Raw genomic sequence first — 13,870 nt, 5'->3', positions numbered from 1 at the left:
GCGAAATCGGACTTCTGGACGGGTGTCGTCGAGGGCCTCACACACCCCTCGACCGCTTGTGAAAGGTATCACAAGCGCTCCGGGGCGCCCTAATCCGGCCGGCCCTCCGGCGATCGGCCGACGTCGCCACCACTCCCCGCCCAGCACCCGCCCGGCCGCAGCAGGACTCCCGGCCCCGCCCGGCGTCCCAGTCGGCATTCGCCACTACTTCTCGCGCAACGCCCGCCCGGCCCTCAGGGCGGCGTCGCGCGAGCGGTGGCGGAGGACGTTGTACGCCGCCAGCACCGCCGTGATGGCGGCACCCATCAACAGGGCACCGCCGAGCGAGTCCACCCCCCGCCCGCCGGGCACCGCCCACCAGGCCAGCGGCAGCCCGAAGCCGACCACCGCAGCGATGACCACCTGTCTCGTCGTCGAGCCCATCGCGGCAGTCAAGCGCACTCCCGGGCATCCGGCACGCCGAGGCCCGACCGCACCGGGCTCCCCGGCACGCGGCGCCCCGGTGACCTCAGGCCCCGGGGCGCCGCTCCCCCAGGCGCGCGCTGGGGAGTCAGGACCGGCGGCCGGCGAGGAGCCTGCGGAGGGTGCCGAAGGTGCCCAGCACCGCGAACACGCCGAACATGGCGAGCTCCGAGCCGTAGGAGCCGAGGACGCTCGGGTCGAACAGGTGGGCCAGGACGAAGGAGGTGGCTGACGGCCAGCCGAGCTCGGCGCCCTCCGGGGTGTTGTAGTAGGCCACCGCGTCGGCGGCGACGACCGCCAGGAAGGAGAGCACGACCCCGGTGAGGATGACCAGGATGAGTGGCACCAGGCCTGCCCTCGGAGCAGTGCCCGCGCCGCGGACGTAGAGGTAGGACGCGCCGGCCGCGATGGCGAAGCTGGTGATGGAGGCGATGAAGCCGAGCTGCCAGACCAGGACCGTGGCCGCCACGCCGACCGGGACGGCCAGGAGCGCGAGCAGGACCCCACGGCCCACCGCCTCGGTCGGCGGGACCTCCACGCCGGCGCGGAGCGCGGCGGCCGACTGCTCGGCCGAGGCCACCGCGTCCGAGGAGGGGTAGGGGGCCGCGTCCGAGCGGGCTGGGTACTCGGGGGTGAACATGGCGTCTCCTGTCACGGGGGCGGTCCGGTGGTGCGCTGCTGAGATCGTGCCGGTCGTCCAGCACCAGGCCCGGGCCCCCTCCTGTCAAGGAGTCACGAGAGAAGCTGGGCGGGGGTGGATATCTCGCGCAGGACCGTACGGCAGGCCCTGGCCCGCGGTCCGCGTGTTCCCCACCGGCTCAGCCGTTCGGCCCCGGCAGGATGGCCCGTCCGGCCACCTCGCCCGGCCACCCCGGGCTCGTCCGGGGCTCGATAGCGTGGGCCCATGCCCGCGCTCCCCCCGAGCGGCCTGCCGCTGGTCGGCCGCGTCGTCCGCCTCGACCCGGTGCAGCCCGCGGACGCCGAGGGCCTGCACGCCGTCTACAGCGACCCCACCGTCTACACGCAGGGGTACATCATGGCGTCGCCGCCCGCGGACCTCGCCGAGACGACCTCGTGGGTGGGGGCAGCCGTGGCGGCGCGCGAGGCCGGCCGCACGGCATACACGGTGCGCCTGGTCGGGGACGGGCCGCTCGGTGACGCCGGCACGGTCGTGGGCACCTCCTCGCTCGGCGACCTCGACCTCGACAACGAGCGCGCGCACCTCGGGTGGACGCTCTACGGCTCGCGCTGGTGGGGCACGGCGGTCAACCCGGAGGCCAAGCTGCTCCTGCTGGCGCACGCGTTCGAGGACTGCGGCTTCGGGCGCGTCAAGATCCAGACCGACGCGGTCAACCAGCGCTCCCAGGCCGCCATCGCCAAGCTGGGTGCGACCCGCGAGGGGGTGCTCCGCCGCCACACGAGGCGGGCCGACGGGACCTTCCGCGACACGGTCGTCTTCAGCCTCCTGCGCGAGGAGTGGCCGCAGGTGAGGGACGGGCTGCGCGAGCGGGTCGAGTGCCATCTCGCCGGGACGTCGGCGGCTCGGGTCACCTGATCCGGTGGGGCGGGTGGCCCGGCGGCGACCAGCGCGGCAGCCACACCGTCAGCACCACGGCGACCAGCACGGCGCCGAGCACCAGCGCGGCGGCCACCCTGGCGTCGAGGAAGACGAAGAGCACCGACCCCAGCGACGCCACGGCTGCCCACAGCCACAGCAGCAGCACCGCCCTGCGGTGGCCGTGCCCGATCTTGAGCATCTGGTGGTGCAGGTGCTGCTTGTCCGGCTGCCACGGCCGCTGGCCGCGGCGGGTGCGCCGGATCACCGCCGAGAGCACGTCGACCAGGGGCAGCAGCACGATGGCGGCAGGCACCACGAGCGGCAGAAGCGTGGCGGCCACCTCGTTGGTGCTGACGTCGGTCGGGGTCACGCTGCCGGTGGTCGAGATCGTCGCCGCCGCCAGGAGCAGGCCGAGCAGCAGGGCCCCCGAGTCGCCCATGAACAGCCGTGCCGGGTGGAAGTTGTGCGGCAGGAAGCCCAGGCAGCAGCCGATCAGGGCCGCCGAGATGAACGTCGCCGACGAGAACACGTTGGGCGGGTCGTAGCTGCGGGAGATGAGGTAGCTGTAGACGAAGAACGACGTCGCCGCGATGCCCACGATGCCGGCGGCGAGCCCGTCGAGGCCGTCGACGAAGTTGACCGCGTTGCTCGAGAACACCACGAGGATCACGGTCAGGGACACCATGATCGGGGCGGGCAGGACCGTGACCTCGCCCAGCGGCAGCTGGAACAGCTGGACTCCCTGGAACGCCATGATGCCCGCCGCCAGGATCTGCCCGCCGAGCTTCGTGAGCCAGTCGAGCTCGTGGATGTCGTCGATGGCCCCGAGCAGGCAGACCAGCGCCGCGCCGATCAGCACTCCCTTGAGCTCCGGGCCCGTCTCGAAGACCTGGCCGAGCCGTGGCAGCGACGTCGCGGCGAGCATGGAGGCGGCGAACCCGAGGAAGATGGCGACCCCGCCCAGCCTGGGGATCGGGGTGTCGTGCACGTCGCGGTCCCGCACAGGCGTGAAAGCCCCCGTGCGGACGGCCACGGCGCGCATCAGCGGCGTCGCGGCATACGTGATCACCGCGGCCACCATGAGGACGAGCAGGTACTCCCTCAACTAGCGCGCGCCTTCTCCGGTTCTGGTGTCTGGGTTCAGCGGGGGTAGGCCGGGAAGCGGGTGACGAGCTCCGTCACCTGTGCGCGGACCTCCTTGGACACGGCGTGGTCCGGGTCGGCGTCACCCTTGGTGACCGCGGTCGCGATGAGCTCGCCGATCACCTTCATCTCCTCGGTGCCCATGCCCTGGGTGGTCACGCAGGGGGTGCCGACGCGGATGCCCGAGGCGATGTTGGGCTTCTGCGGGTCGAAGGGGATGGCGTTCTTGTTGAGGACGATGCCGGCCGCGTCGGAGCGCTCCTCGGCGTCCTTGCCGGTGACCCCGACGCCCTGCAGGTCGTGCAGGCTCAGGTGGGTGTCGGTGCCGCCGGTGGTCGGGCGGATGCCGTTCTCCCCCAGGGTGGTCGCGAGCTGCCGCGCGTTGGCGATGACCTGCTGGGCGTACTGCTGGTACTCCGGGGTGGCGCACTCCTTGAAGTTGACCGCCTTCGCCGCGATCGTGTGCATCAGCGGACCGCCCTGCATCATCGGGAAGACCGCCTTGTCGATCTTCGCGGCGTGCTCCTCCTTGCAGACGATCGCGCCGCCGCGGGGGCCGCGGAGCACCTTGTGGGTCGTGAAGCTGACGACGTCGGCGTAGGGCACCGGGCTGGGGATCGCCTTGCCGGCGACGAGGCCGATGAAGTGGGCCGCGTCGACCCAGAAGATCGCCCCGACCTCGTCGGCGAGGTTGCGGAAGAACTCGAAGTCGATCAGGCGCGGGATCGCGGAGCCGCCGGCGAGGATGACCTTGGGCCGGTGCTCCCGGGCCAGCGAGGCCACCTGGTCGTAGTCGATGTCCTCGGTGTCCTTGTCGACGCCGTAGTGGACGGCGTTGAACCACTTGCCGGAGAAGGAGACCTTCGTGCCGTGGGTCAGGTGGCCGCCGTGCGGCAGCGACATGGCGAGGATGGTCTCGCCCGGCTGGAGGAACGCCCCGTAGACCGCCTGGTTCGCGCTCGCGCCCGAGTGCGCCTGCACGTTGGCGTGGTCGGCGTCGAAGAGGGCCTTGCACCGGTCGATCGCGATCTGCTCGGCCTTGTCGACCTCGGAGCAGCCGCCGTAGTAGCGACGGCCGGGGTAGCCCTCGGCGTACTTGTTGGACAGCGTCGACCCGAGGGCGGTCAGCACCTGCGGCGAGCAGAGGTTCTCGCTGGCGATCAGCTGGAGGCCGCCGCGGATGCGGTCGAGCTCGGAGAGCAGCACCCCGGCGATGTCGGGGTCGAAGGACTGCAGGGCGCCGAAGTCGGAGCCGTAGAAGGTGTCGTCGCTCGGGTTGGTCATGGCCGCTGCTCTCCTGCCGGTGGGGTCGAGTCCGCGGGCAACTCTATTGCCCCGTCCTGAGAGCCCGCGCCGGCGTCCGCCTCGGGGCCGTCGTCCTCGACGGCCCCCGCCGCGGGGGCGCCCGCGGGGGCGACCTCAGGGACGTCCTCGGGGGCGTCCTCAGACGTGTCCTCAGGCGTGTCCTCAGGCGTGTCCTCAGGCGTGTCCTCGGGCGTGTCCTCAGGGCCCTCGGGCGGGAAGTGCGCGTCGAGCACCGCGGCGAGCCGGTCGGCGCCGAGCGCCCCCTCGCGCAGGATCGAGGGTTCCTCACCCGTGCAGTCGACGATGGTGGAGGGCACGTTGTCCGCACGGCGTCCCGCGTCGAGGTAGACCTCGACCGCCGCCCCCAGCTGCGCCGCGGCGTCGGTGACGGTGGTGGCGGGCGGCTGGCCGGTGCGGTTGGCGCTCGTGACCGCCATCGGCCCGACCTCGGCGAGCACCTCGAGGGCGACGTCGTCCTGCGGCATGCGCAGGGCGACCGTGCCGTTGGTCTCACCGAGGTCCCACATCAGCGAGCTCTGCGCCTTGAAGATGAGCGTCAGCGGCCCCGGCCAGAACTCGCGGATCAGGTCGCGGGCCCACGGGGGCACGTCGGTGGCGAGGCCGTCGACGGTGCGCACGTTGGGGACCAGGACGGGCGGGGGCATCTCCCGGCCCCGCCCCTTCGCGGCGAGGACGGCGGCGACGGCCTCCTGCGAGAAGGCGTCGGCGCCGACGCCGTAGACGGTGTCGGTGGGGAGGACGACGACCTTGCCGTCGCGCACCGCCTCGACAGCCTTCGCCACGCCCTCCGCGCGGCCGGACTCGGTGGTGCAGTCGTAGACCGGGCTCATGCGACCCACCCTATTGCCGCCCCACCCTCCCCCGACTTCCTGCCCAGAACCCACCGGGATCGCCGCGGATCCGGCCGCGGACGGTGGGTTGTGGGCAGGAAGTGCGAGGGGGCAGGCGAGGGGGTCACGCGCAGGGGGTCACGCGCAGGGGGTCACTCGCAGGGGGTCACTCGCAGGGGGTCACGCGCAGGGGGTCAGGCGAGCTCGGCGAGGGGGTCAGGCGAGGTCGGCGAGCCGTGGCACGACGTGACGGCCCAGTGCCTCGACGAACTCGCTCGGGTCCCCACCGAACGGCATGACGTGCACGTCGGTGACGCCCACCGCGGCATACGCCTCCACCTGCTCCGCGAACGCTCGCCCGCCCGCCTCGGTCGTGGGGTCGAGCGGGCCGGCCCACAGGACGCTCTTGGCGATCCGGTCGTAGTCGGTGCCCTCGCGCTCGCAGTGCCCGCGCAGCACCTCGAGCTTGGCGGCCACCGCCTCCGCCGGCGACCTCGGCCCGGCGAAGAGGTTGCACGCGTCGGCGTACCGCGCGACCAGGCGCAGGGTCTTCCGCTCTCCCCCGCCGCCGACCATGACCGGCACCGGGCGGAGCGGCTGGGGTGAGCAGATGGTCTCGGCGAGCCGGTAGTGCCGCCCGGCATACGGCCCGTTGTCCGGGCCCCACATCTGGGCGACGACCTGCAGGGTCTCCTCGAGCCGTTCGAACCGCTCCTTCAGCGGCGGGAAGGGCACCCCGTATGCCGCGTGCTCGCGCTCGTACCATGCCGCGCCGAGGCCGAGCACCGCCCGGCCGCCGGAGAGGACGTCCAGGGTGGAGACGACCTTCGCCAGCAGCCCCGGGTGGCGGTAGGTCACCCCGGTGACGAGGAGCTGGAGCTCGACACTGCTCGTGTGCGCCGCGAGGAAGGCGAGGGTCGTGTAGCCCTCCAGCATCGGCGCCTCGGCGTCACCGATGCCCATGCCCCCGATCTGGAGGTAGTGGTCCATCGCCGAGAGGTTGGCGATGCCGGCCCGCTCGGCCGCCTCGCCCACCCGGGCCAGGGTCGGCCCGATGGCGGGCGGCCCGCCGGGGACGTCGAAGGACACGAGGTGGACACCGACGCGCATCAGGCCCCCGTGTGCTGGTTCAGCCCGACGAGGCGGGCGGAGAGGTCCCACAGCCGGGCCGCGGCGGCGGTGTCGTGGGACGCCCTCGAGGACCTCTTGGGCCGGGCGTTGGCGAAGTACTGGCCGGTGACGCCGTCGACCTCCGGCGCGGACGCCAGGTAGATCGAGGTGCGCGCACCCTCCTCCGGGCTCTTCATGAACGGCCGGACGACCGGGAGCATCAGGCGCATCCACGTGCCCGAGTCCTCCGCGCCGAACGCCGTCCGCACCACGCCGGGGTGGAGCACGTTCGCGGTGACACCGGTGCCCTCCAGCCGCCGGGCGAGCTCGTAGGTGAACATCACGTTGGCCAGCTTGGACTGGTTGTAGGCGCGCTGGCCGCTGTAGCCGTGCTCTCCCATCAGGTCGTCGAAGTCGATCCGGCCCATCGACTGCGCCCCCGACGAGACGGTGACGACCCGCGCGGGTGCACTGGCCCGGAGCCGGTCGAGCAGCAGGTTCGTCAGCAGGAACGGTGCGAGGTGGTTGACGGCGAAGGTCCGCTCGAGGCCGTCCTCCGTGACGTGCCGTGACGCCCAGTAGCCGCCGACGTTGTTCACGAGCACGTCGAGGCGGGGGTATGCCGCGAGCACCTGCTCCGCGAGGCGGCGGACCTCGCGCTGCGACGACACGTCGGCGGTGAAGACGTCCACCTCCCCGCCGGTGCGGCGCAGGCGCTCCGCCGCCGCCTCGGCTCGCTGCTGGTCGCGCCCGACGATGCCGACCCGGGCGCCGAGCCCGGCGAGACCGGCAGCGGTGGCGCCGCCGATCCCGCCGGTCCCGCCGGTGACGAGCACCGTCCTGCCCGTCATGGGTGCCATGGTCAGCGGACGATCTTGAAGTTGAAGAAGGGCGTCTCGAGGGCACCCATGAGGCGCAGCCACACCGGCAGGAGCATCTCGGTGCCGCGGGCGGTGCTGATGTCCCCGAGGTCGATGACGTCGGTGTGGCCGAAGCTCTGCAGCAGCTCGGTGACGGTCGCCTTCGCGGTCGCGTCGTCACCGGAGACGAAGACCGTGGACTCGGCGCCGAGGTCCTTCGGGCGGACCATCAGGTTGGCGTTCAGGGTGTTCAGGGTCTTGACGACCCTGACCTCCGGGAACGCGCGCTGCACCTGCTCGCCCAGGGAGTCGGTGTCCTTGACGAAGAGGGTGGGAGGGAAGCCGTTCGAGAAGTCGAGCGGGTTGGAGATGTCGATGAGCACCTTGCCGGCGAGGTTGTCGGCGCCGGCCTGCTCGAGGACGCTGAGGGTGGTCGTGCCGCCCGTCGCGTTGACGACCAGCTCGCCTGCCGCCGCTGCATCCGCGAAGGGAGCGAGGCCGATGGCCGGGTGCTGCTGGTGCCACGCGCTGAAGGGCGGGTTGCCCATGCCGTCGGGCTCGGTGCGACCGAGGGTGGCCTCCGGGTCCCGGGTGCCGACGACGACGTCGTGCCCGAGCTCGGAGAGACGGCCGGCGAGGGCCTGGCCGACCATGCCGGTGCCGAGGACTGCGATCTTCATGGGGAGTGCTCCTGGATGGGGTGATGAACGGAGGATGAGTAGACAGACCTGTCTGCCTCACTTCGACAACGTAACAGACAGATTTGTCTACCTGCAAGGGTTGGGCGACTGGAAAGTAGACAGACCAGTCTGTTTCAATGGGCTCATGACGTCCGCCGCCTCCCCGACCGCCCTGCTCGTCCATGCCCACCCCGAGCCGACCTCCTTCGCCGCGGCGCTGCGCGACCAGGCGGAGCGCACGCTCGTGGACGCGGGATGGTCGGTCGAGGTCAGCGACCTCTACGCCGACGGCTTCAACCCCGTCGCCGGGCCGGGCGACTTCACGTCACCGTCGGACCCCCACCGGTTGCACGTGCAGCGGGAACAGGCCCACGCGGCATACAGCGGCGGGCTGGCGCCCGACGTGCTCCGCGAGGTCGAGCGGCTCGAACGGGCCGACCTGGTGGTCTTCCTGGCTCCACTGTGGTGGTTCGGGCTGCCGGCGATCCTCAAGGGCTGGGTGGACCGGGTGTTCGTCTACGGCAGGGTCTACGGCAACGGCCTCACGTTCGAGACCGGCCCGTTGCGGGGCAAGCGGGCGATGCTGGCGCTCACGACGGGCGGGCCCGAGTCGTCCTACTCCGAGGGCGGGATGCACGGTGACCTCGGCGTGCTGCTGCACTCGGTGCACCACGGCATGTTCCGGTTCACCGGCATGGAGGCACTCGAGCCCTTCGTCGCCTGGGGCGCGGGCTGGGCCGATGACGCGACGCGCGAGGGGTACCTCGACGCGTTCGCCGCACGGCTCGCGGAGCTGGCATCCGAGGGCTCCGAGGCGGCCTGACGGAGGATGACCCTGTGAACGCACCGAGCAACCCGACGGCACCCGGCACCTCACGGTCGACGAGCGCACCTGCCGCCGAGCGGGTGAGCGCCGCCCGCGAGCGCATCCTGGAGACCGCGTTCCGACTCTTCTACGCCAAGGGGATCCGCGCCGTGGGCGTCGACCTCATCATCGCCGAGTCGGGGGTGGCCAAGGCGACGTTCTACAAGCACTTCCCGGCCAAGGACGACCTGGTCGTCGCCTACCTCGACAAGGTCGACGGCGTGTGGTCGGGCCAGCTGCGCGATGCCGCGGCCGCCGCGGGACCCGGCCCAGCGGACCAGCTGGTGGGCCTGTTCGATGCGCTCGGCAGCGCCTGTCGGCGCGAGGGGTACCGCGGCTGCGCCTTCATCAACGCCGCGGCGGAGTCACAGCCGGGCACGCCGGTGCACGAGCGCACGGTCGCGCACAAGGCGGCCGTCCTTGCCTGGGTGCGCGGCCTGGCCGAGCAGGCAGGGGCCCGCGACCCCGAGGCCCTCGCCCGATCGCTCACGCTCCTGCTGGACGGCGGGCTGGCCAGCGGCTCGCTCGACGCCAGCCCCGAGGCGCCCGAGGCCGCCAAGGCGTCCGCCCGGGCGCTGGTCGCCGCATCCATGTGAATGACTGACTGACAGATTTTGATATCTGTCAGTTGTCATTTACTCTCGAGTGCATGAGCACTCTTCCCCAGCGCACCCTCGGGTCCACCGGGCCCACCGTCTCCGCCCTCGGCCTCGGCCTGATGGGCATGTCCGACCTCTACGGCCCCGCCGACGAGGCCGAGAGCACCGCCACCATCCACGCCGCCCTCGACGCGGGCGTGACCCTGCTCGACACCGGCGACTTCTACGGCATGGGGCACAACGAGCTGCTGCTGCGCGATGCCCTGAAGGGCCGCAGCCGCGACGACGCCGTCATCAGCGTGAAGTTCGGCGTCCTCCGCGGCCCGGACGGCAGCTGGAACGGCGTCGACACCCGCCCGGTCGCGATCAGGAACTCGCTGGCCTACACGCTGCGGCGGCTCGGCACCGACCACGTCGACATCTACCGCCCGGCCCGCCTCGACCCGACCGTGCCGGTCGAGGAGACCGTCGGCGCCCTGGCCGACCTCGTGAAGGAGGGGTGGGTCCGCCACATCGGGCTCTCCGAGGTGGGCGCCGAGACCCTCCGGCGGGCCCACGCCGTCCACCCGATCTCGGACCTGCAGATCGAGTACTCCCTCATCTCCCGCGGCATCGAGGCCGACATCCTCCCCACTGCCCGCGAGCTCGGAATCGGCATCACGGCATACGGCGTCCTGTCTCGCGGCCTGATCTCGGGCCACTGGGCGCCCGGCCAGGGCGAGCGGGACTTCCGCGGCCACCTGCCGCGCTTCACCGGTGAGAACCTCGAGCGCAACCTCGGGCTCGTCGAGGCCCTGCGCTCGGTCGCGGAGGCCAAGGGCGCCACCGTGGCGCAGGTCGCCATCGCATGGGTCCTCTCCCGCGGTGAGGACGTCGTGCCACTGGTCGGTGCGCGCCGGCGCGAGCGGCTCGGCGAGTCCCTCGGGGCCGTCGACCTGCGTCTCAGCCAGAATGAACTCGCCGCGGTCGAGGCCGCCGTCCCGGCCGATGCCGCCGCGGGCACGCGCTACGACGCGATGCAGATGTCCATGCTCGACAGCGAGAAGTGAGCGAGAGGGAGCGATGGCCGAGCCGCTGACCGCCGAGGCGATCCTCGACACGGCGGAGGAGGTCCTGCGCCGGTATGGGCCGGCCAAGGCGTCCGTCGTCGACGTCGCGCGCGCCCTCGACGTCAGCCACGGCAGCGTCTACCGGCACTTCTCGAGCAAGGCAGCGCTCCGCGACGCCGTCACGGAGCGCTGGCTCGCCCGCGTCTCCGAGCCGCTGGAGGCCATCGTCGGGCGGAGGGCGAAGGCCTCGCGCCGGCTGCACGACTGGCTGGTGCTGCTGGCCACCACCAAGCAGGGCATGGCCACGGGCGACCCGGAGCTGTTCGAGACGTTCCACGAGCTGACGCTGGCCTCGCGCGAGGTCGTCGCGGCCCACGTCGACCACCTCGCGGACCAGCTGGCCCGGATCGTCGCGGACGGCATGGCCGACGGGGAGTTCGCCCCGGGTGACCCCGCCGTGGTCGGTCGCGCGGTGCTGCACGCCACGGCGAAGTTCCACCACCCCGCGCACGCCGCCGAGTGGGGCGAGCCGGGGCTGGACCAGGAGCTCGAGGCGGTCTACCGGCTCATCCTCAGCGGCCTCGCCACCCGCTGACCCCGACGTCTGGCCACCCGCTCGGCATGACGCCTCCGAAAGGGGACGCGAAGCCGAGTGGGTGGCCAGAAGCGCGAAGGGGGTGGCTGGTCAGGTGCGGGTGGCGACGGTGGCGCGGGGGCGCCCGGTCAGGTCACGCTCGTCGCGCACGTCCCGCCACCGGCCGCTCGCCAGGAGCGCCGCCGGCAGGGTCTCCCCCTGGGTGTCCGCGTGCTCCATGACGAGCACTCCCCCGGGGCGCAGCAGGACCGCCGCCCGCGCCGCCACGGCCAGCGGGATCGCCAGGCCGTCCTCGCTGCCGCCGTAGAGCGCGACCTCCGGGTCGTGGTCGCGCACCTCCGGGTCCAGCGGCACGGCGCCGACCGGGATGTACGGCGGGTTCGACACGACGACGTCGGCCTGCCCTTCGAGCTCGGGGAAGGCCTGCTCCGCGTCACCCAGCCGCACCTCGACGTCCAGGCCCGTCCGCTCCCGGTTGCGCACGGCCCAGGCGTGCGCGAGCTCGCTGAGCTCCACGGCACACACCCGCGCCGCAGGCACCTCGTCCTTGACCGACAGCGCGATGGCGCCCGACCCGGTGCACAGGTCGACCACGACCGGCGCCCCGCCACTGGCCCGGGCCGCGTCGATGGCGAGCCCGGCCACGAACTCCGTCTCAGGTCGCGGCACGAACACCCCGGGGCCCACCTCGAGCTCGAGCCGCCGGAACCCGGCGCGCCCGGTCAGGTGCTGGAGCGGGAGGCGCGAGGCCCGGGCCTCCACCAGCTCCTCGTATGCCGCGGGGGCCTCTCCCCCGAGCACCATCGCCTTGCGGACGTCCCCGACACCGGTGCCGAGGGCGTGGGCGGCCAGCAGCAGGGCGTCGGACTCAGCCGACGCGATGCCCGCCGCTGCCAGCCGCTGCGTGGCCTCGCGGACCGCGCTGCGCAGGTCGGTCACCGCCGGGCCGCCCTCGGTCACTGGCCCTCGGCGACCGCGGCCATCCGCGCGGCCTCGTCGGCGTCGACCGCCGACTGCACGACCGGGTCGAGGTCGCCGTCGAGGACCGCGTCGAGGTTGTAGGACTTGTAGCCGGTGCGGTGGTCGCTGATCCGGTTCTCGGGGAAGTTGTAGGTGCGGATCCGCTCGGAGCGGTCGACGGTGCGGACCTGCGAGCGCCGGGCCGCCGAGGCCTCGGCGTCGGCCGCGTCCTGGGCGAGCTGGTGGAGCCGGGCGCGCAGCACGCGCATCGCCGACTCCTTGTTCTGCAGCTGGGACTTCTCGTTCTGGCAGGAGACGACGACCCCGGTGGGCAGGTGGGTGATCCGCACGGCCGAGTCGGTGGTGTTGACGCTCTGGCCGCCCGGGCCGGAGCTGCGGTAGACGTCGATCTTCAGGTCGTTCGGGTCGATGGTGACCTCGACCTCCTCGGCCTCCGGCATCACGAGGACGCCCGCAGCGGAGGTGTGGATCCGGCCCTGGCTCTCGGTCACCGGGACCCGCTGGACACGGTGGACGCCGCCCTCGTACTTCAGCCGGGCCCACGGCGCCTCACCGGGCTCGGGGGTCCCCTTGGCCTTCACGGCGACCTGGACGTCCTTGTAGCCGCCGAGGTCGGACTCGGTCGCGTCGATGAGCTCGGTCTTCCAGCCGCGGCGCTCGGCATAGCGCAGGTACATCCGCAGCAGGTCGCCGGCGAACAGGGCCGACTCGTCGCCACCCTCGCCGGCCTTCACCTCGAGGATGATGTCGCGGTCGTCGTCGGGGTCACGCGGGACGAGCAGCCGGCGCAGCCTCTCCTGGGCGGAGGCGAGGGTCGCCTCGAGGTCGGGGACCTCGGCCGCGAAGCCCTCGTCCTCCTTGGCGAGCTCGCGCGCGGCGGCGAGGTCGTCCTGGGCGGCGTGCCACGCGTGGTAGGCCGCCACGGTCGGCGCCAGCGCGGCATACCGCTTGTTGAGCCGGCGCACCCTGTCCTGGTCACCGAACACGGCGGGGTCGGCGAGCTGCTTCTCGAGGTCGGCGTGCTCCTGCACGAGAGCGGCGGCGGACTCGAGCATCGGGGTCTCCAGGGCTGGGTGGGGCGGGTGCAAAGACAGATGCGCCGGTCCGCGACCTCGAGGGTCGGGACCGGCGCATCGGTGAAGCTACTTGGCGGCCTTCTTGCCGTAGCGGGCCTCGAAGCGGGCCACGCGGCCACCGGTGTCGAGGATCTTCTGCTTGCCGGTGTAGAAGGGGTGGCACTGCGAGCACACGTCGGCGTGGATCTTGCCGGACGTCGCGGTGCTGCGGGTGGTGAACGTGTTGCCGCAGGTGCAGGTGACCTCGGTCTCCACGTACTGCGGGTGGATGTCCTTCTTCAACGTGTGCTCCTTGAGTCGATGCGGCCGGGTCGGCGGGATCTGCGCATCTGTTTCGAGAGCCCTGTATGCCGTGAACCGGTCAGCGGTCAAGTGTGCCAGAGAGCGGCGCACATCTCCTAAACGGGAAGGCCCCCTCCGGCATTCCCCACGCCGGGCCCCCGACGCCGCCCTCGATGCCGCCCTCGATGCCGCCCTCGATGCCGCCCTCGATGCCCCTCGGCCGACCTCACCGTGGGGGTTTCCCTCCCCTGTCCCGCCGGTGATCCCCCACACTCTGCCTCCTCGCCCAGCCACCTGTGGATGAGCGCCCTCCGTCCCCGACGGATCGGGTCATGCTGCTGCGGGTGGAGCGAGCGCTGGCGGCCAGGGCACGGGGTCAGTTCGGGCTGGTCACGTGGCGCCAGTGCCTGGAGGCAGGCATGACCGAGCGAGCCGTCCGGTGGCGCCTCACGTC

At 72.5% G+C, this 13,870-nt stretch carries 16 protein-coding genes; 5 read left to right on the top strand and 11 right to left on the bottom strand.

The genetic code is table 11. The features are described 5' to 3' along the window. Positions 1–204 precede the first annotated feature (204 nt). Both VIB11_RS00080 and VIB11_RS00075 read right to left on the bottom strand, forming a co-directional pair. Positions 205–435: a hypothetical protein gene (locus VIB11_RS00080; protein ID WP_332027221.1), complete on the bottom strand. Its 231-nt coding sequence runs from the start codon at positions 433–435 to the stop codon at positions 205–207. Positions 436–550: 115 nt separating this feature from the next. Next, on the bottom strand, positions 551–1,102 hold the full coding sequence (locus VIB11_RS00075) for a hypothetical protein (protein WP_332027220.1): 552 nt from the start codon (positions 1,100–1,102) through the stop codon (positions 551–553). 264 nt (positions 1,103–1,366) lie between these two features. Between VIB11_RS00075 and VIB11_RS00070 the strand changes: the two genes are divergently transcribed. Beyond that, on the top strand, positions 1,367–2,017 hold the full coding sequence (locus VIB11_RS00070; RefSeq protein WP_332027219.1) for a GNAT family protein: 651 nt from the start codon (positions 1,367–1,369) through the stop codon (positions 2,015–2,017). Here the strand turns inward: VIB11_RS00070 and VIB11_RS00065 are convergent. From VIB11_RS00065 to VIB11_RS00040, 6 genes are all read right to left on the bottom strand, one after another. Beyond that, complete coding sequence (locus VIB11_RS00065) at positions 2,010–3,125, bottom strand: MraY family glycosyltransferase (RefSeq protein WP_332027218.1); 1,116 nt, start codon at positions 3,123–3,125, stop codon at positions 2,010–2,012. The genes VIB11_RS00070 and VIB11_RS00065 overlap by 8 nt on opposite strands. A gap of 35 nt (positions 3,126–3,160) precedes the next feature. Further along, on the bottom strand, positions 3,161–4,447 hold the full coding sequence (glyA, locus tag VIB11_RS00060) for a serine hydroxymethyltransferase (protein WP_332027217.1): 1,287 nt from the start codon (positions 4,445–4,447) through the stop codon (positions 3,161–3,163). Beyond that, on the bottom strand, positions 4,444–5,319 hold the full coding sequence (locus VIB11_RS00055) for an L-threonylcarbamoyladenylate synthase (RefSeq protein WP_332027216.1): 876 nt from the start codon (positions 5,317–5,319) through the stop codon (positions 4,444–4,446). The genes glyA and VIB11_RS00055 overlap by 4 nt, the downstream gene beginning before the upstream one ends. 216 nt (positions 5,320–5,535) lie before the next feature. Next, the gene (locus VIB11_RS00050) at positions 5,536–6,429 is read right to left on the bottom strand and encodes an LLM class F420-dependent oxidoreductase (RefSeq protein WP_332027215.1); all 894 of its coding nucleotides are present in this window, start codon (positions 6,427–6,429) and stop codon (positions 5,536–5,538) included. Beyond that, positions 6,429–7,280 carry an SDR family oxidoreductase gene (locus VIB11_RS00045; RefSeq protein WP_332027214.1) on the bottom strand — a complete coding sequence of 284 codons (852 nt, stop codon included), beginning with the start codon at positions 7,278–7,280 and terminating at the stop codon, positions 6,429–6,431. Before VIB11_RS00045 ends, VIB11_RS00050 begins: the two co-directional genes overlap by 1 nt. Positions 7,281–7,291: 11 nt before the next feature. After that, complete coding sequence (locus VIB11_RS00040) at positions 7,292–7,969, bottom strand: NADPH-dependent F420 reductase (protein WP_332027213.1); 678 nt, start codon at positions 7,967–7,969, stop codon at positions 7,292–7,294. 145 nt (positions 7,970–8,114) lie between these two features. On the opposite strand from VIB11_RS00040, the gene VIB11_RS00035 reads away from it, so the two are divergent. Genes VIB11_RS00035 through VIB11_RS00020 form a run of 4 tightly spaced genes read left to right on the top strand, consistent with a single transcriptional unit; the run spans position 8,115 to position 11,077 of the window. Next, positions 8,115–8,792 carry an NAD(P)H-dependent oxidoreductase gene (locus VIB11_RS00035; RefSeq protein WP_332027212.1) on the top strand — a complete coding sequence of 226 codons (678 nt, stop codon included), beginning with the start codon at positions 8,115–8,117 and terminating at the stop codon, positions 8,790–8,792. Between the two features lie 14 nt (positions 8,793–8,806). Continuing rightward, positions 8,807–9,430 carry a TetR/AcrR family transcriptional regulator gene (locus VIB11_RS00030; RefSeq protein ID WP_332027211.1) on the top strand — a complete coding sequence of 208 codons (624 nt, stop codon included), beginning with the start codon at positions 8,807–8,809 and terminating at the stop codon, positions 9,428–9,430. A gap of 53 nt (positions 9,431–9,483) precedes the next feature. Next, positions 9,484–10,482 carry an aldo/keto reductase gene (locus VIB11_RS00025; RefSeq protein ID WP_332027210.1) on the top strand — a complete coding sequence of 333 codons (999 nt, stop codon included), beginning with the start codon at positions 9,484–9,486 and terminating at the stop codon, positions 10,480–10,482. 13 nt (positions 10,483–10,495) lie between these two features. Continuing rightward, a complete protein-coding gene (locus VIB11_RS00020; RefSeq protein ID WP_332027209.1) occupies positions 10,496–11,077 on the top strand; it encodes a TetR family transcriptional regulator in 582 nt (193 codons plus the stop codon). 90 nt (positions 11,078–11,167) lie between these two features. Here the strand turns inward: VIB11_RS00020 and prmC are convergent, their stop codons facing one another. The 3 genes from prmC to rpmE form a co-directional block, all read right to left on the bottom strand. Continuing rightward, complete coding sequence (prmC, locus tag VIB11_RS00015; protein ID WP_332027208.1) at positions 11,168–12,037, bottom strand: peptide chain release factor N(5)-glutamine methyltransferase; 870 nt, start codon at positions 12,035–12,037, stop codon at positions 11,168–11,170. Continuing rightward, positions 12,034–13,113: a peptide chain release factor 1 gene (gene prfA / locus VIB11_RS00010; protein ID WP_332027207.1), complete on the bottom strand. Its 1,080-nt coding sequence runs from the start codon at positions 13,111–13,113 to the stop codon at positions 12,034–12,036. Before prfA ends, prmC begins: the two co-directional genes overlap by 4 nt. Before the next feature lie 87 nt (positions 13,114–13,200). Continuing rightward, on the bottom strand, positions 13,201–13,416 hold the full coding sequence (gene rpmE / locus VIB11_RS00005) for a 50S ribosomal protein L31 (protein ID WP_091755781.1): 216 nt from the start codon (positions 13,414–13,416) through the stop codon (positions 13,201–13,203). Positions 13,417–13,870 lie beyond the last annotated feature (454 nt).

Source organism: Pedococcus sp. (genome assembly GCF_036554925.1).
In the GTDB taxonomy this organism is placed as follows: domain Bacteria; phylum Actinomycetota; class Actinomycetes; order Actinomycetales; family Dermatophilaceae; genus Pedococcus_A.
Note: the sequence above shows the minus strand (reverse complement) of the source record. Positions and strands in the feature narration are given on the sequence as shown.

Excerpts from the sequence above, each read along its gene's own strand:
- VIB11_RS00020 (WP_332027209.1), top strand. The coding sequence starts at position 10,496 with ATGGCCGAGCCGCTGACCGCCGAGGCGATCCTCGACACGGCGGAGGAG.
- VIB11_RS00045 (WP_332027214.1), bottom strand. The coding sequence starts at position 7,280 with ATGACGGGCAGGACGGTGCTCGTCACCGGCGGGACCGGCGGGATCGGC.
- VIB11_RS00070 (WP_332027219.1), top strand. The coding sequence starts at position 1,367 with ATGCCCGCGCTCCCCCCGAGCGGCCTGCCGCTGGTCGGCCGCGTCGTC.
- VIB11_RS00025 (WP_332027210.1), top strand. The coding sequence starts at position 9,484 with ATGAGCACTCTTCCCCAGCGCACCCTCGGGTCCACCGGGCCCACCGTC.
- VIB11_RS00035 (WP_332027212.1), top strand. The coding sequence starts at position 8,115 with ATGACGTCCGCCGCCTCCCCGACCGCCCTGCTCGTCCATGCCCACCCC.
- glyA (WP_332027217.1), bottom strand. The coding sequence starts at position 4,447 with ATGACCAACCCGAGCGACGACACCTTCTACGGCTCCGACTTCGGCGCC.
- prfA (WP_332027207.1), bottom strand. The coding sequence starts at position 13,113 with ATGCTCGAGTCCGCCGCCGCTCTCGTGCAGGAGCACGCCGACCTCGAG.
- VIB11_RS00050 (WP_332027215.1), bottom strand. The coding sequence starts at position 6,429 with ATGCGCGTCGGTGTCCACCTCGTGTCCTTCGACGTCCCCGGCGGGCCG.
- VIB11_RS00075 (WP_332027220.1), bottom strand. The coding sequence starts at position 1,102 with ATGTTCACCCCCGAGTACCCAGCCCGCTCGGACGCGGCCCCCTACCCC.
- VIB11_RS00040 (WP_332027213.1), bottom strand. The coding sequence starts at position 7,969 with ATGAAGATCGCAGTCCTCGGCACCGGCATGGTCGGCCAGGCCCTCGCC.
- VIB11_RS00055 (WP_332027216.1), bottom strand. The coding sequence starts at position 5,319 with ATGAGCCCGGTCTACGACTGCACCACCGAGTCCGGCCGCGCGGAGGGC.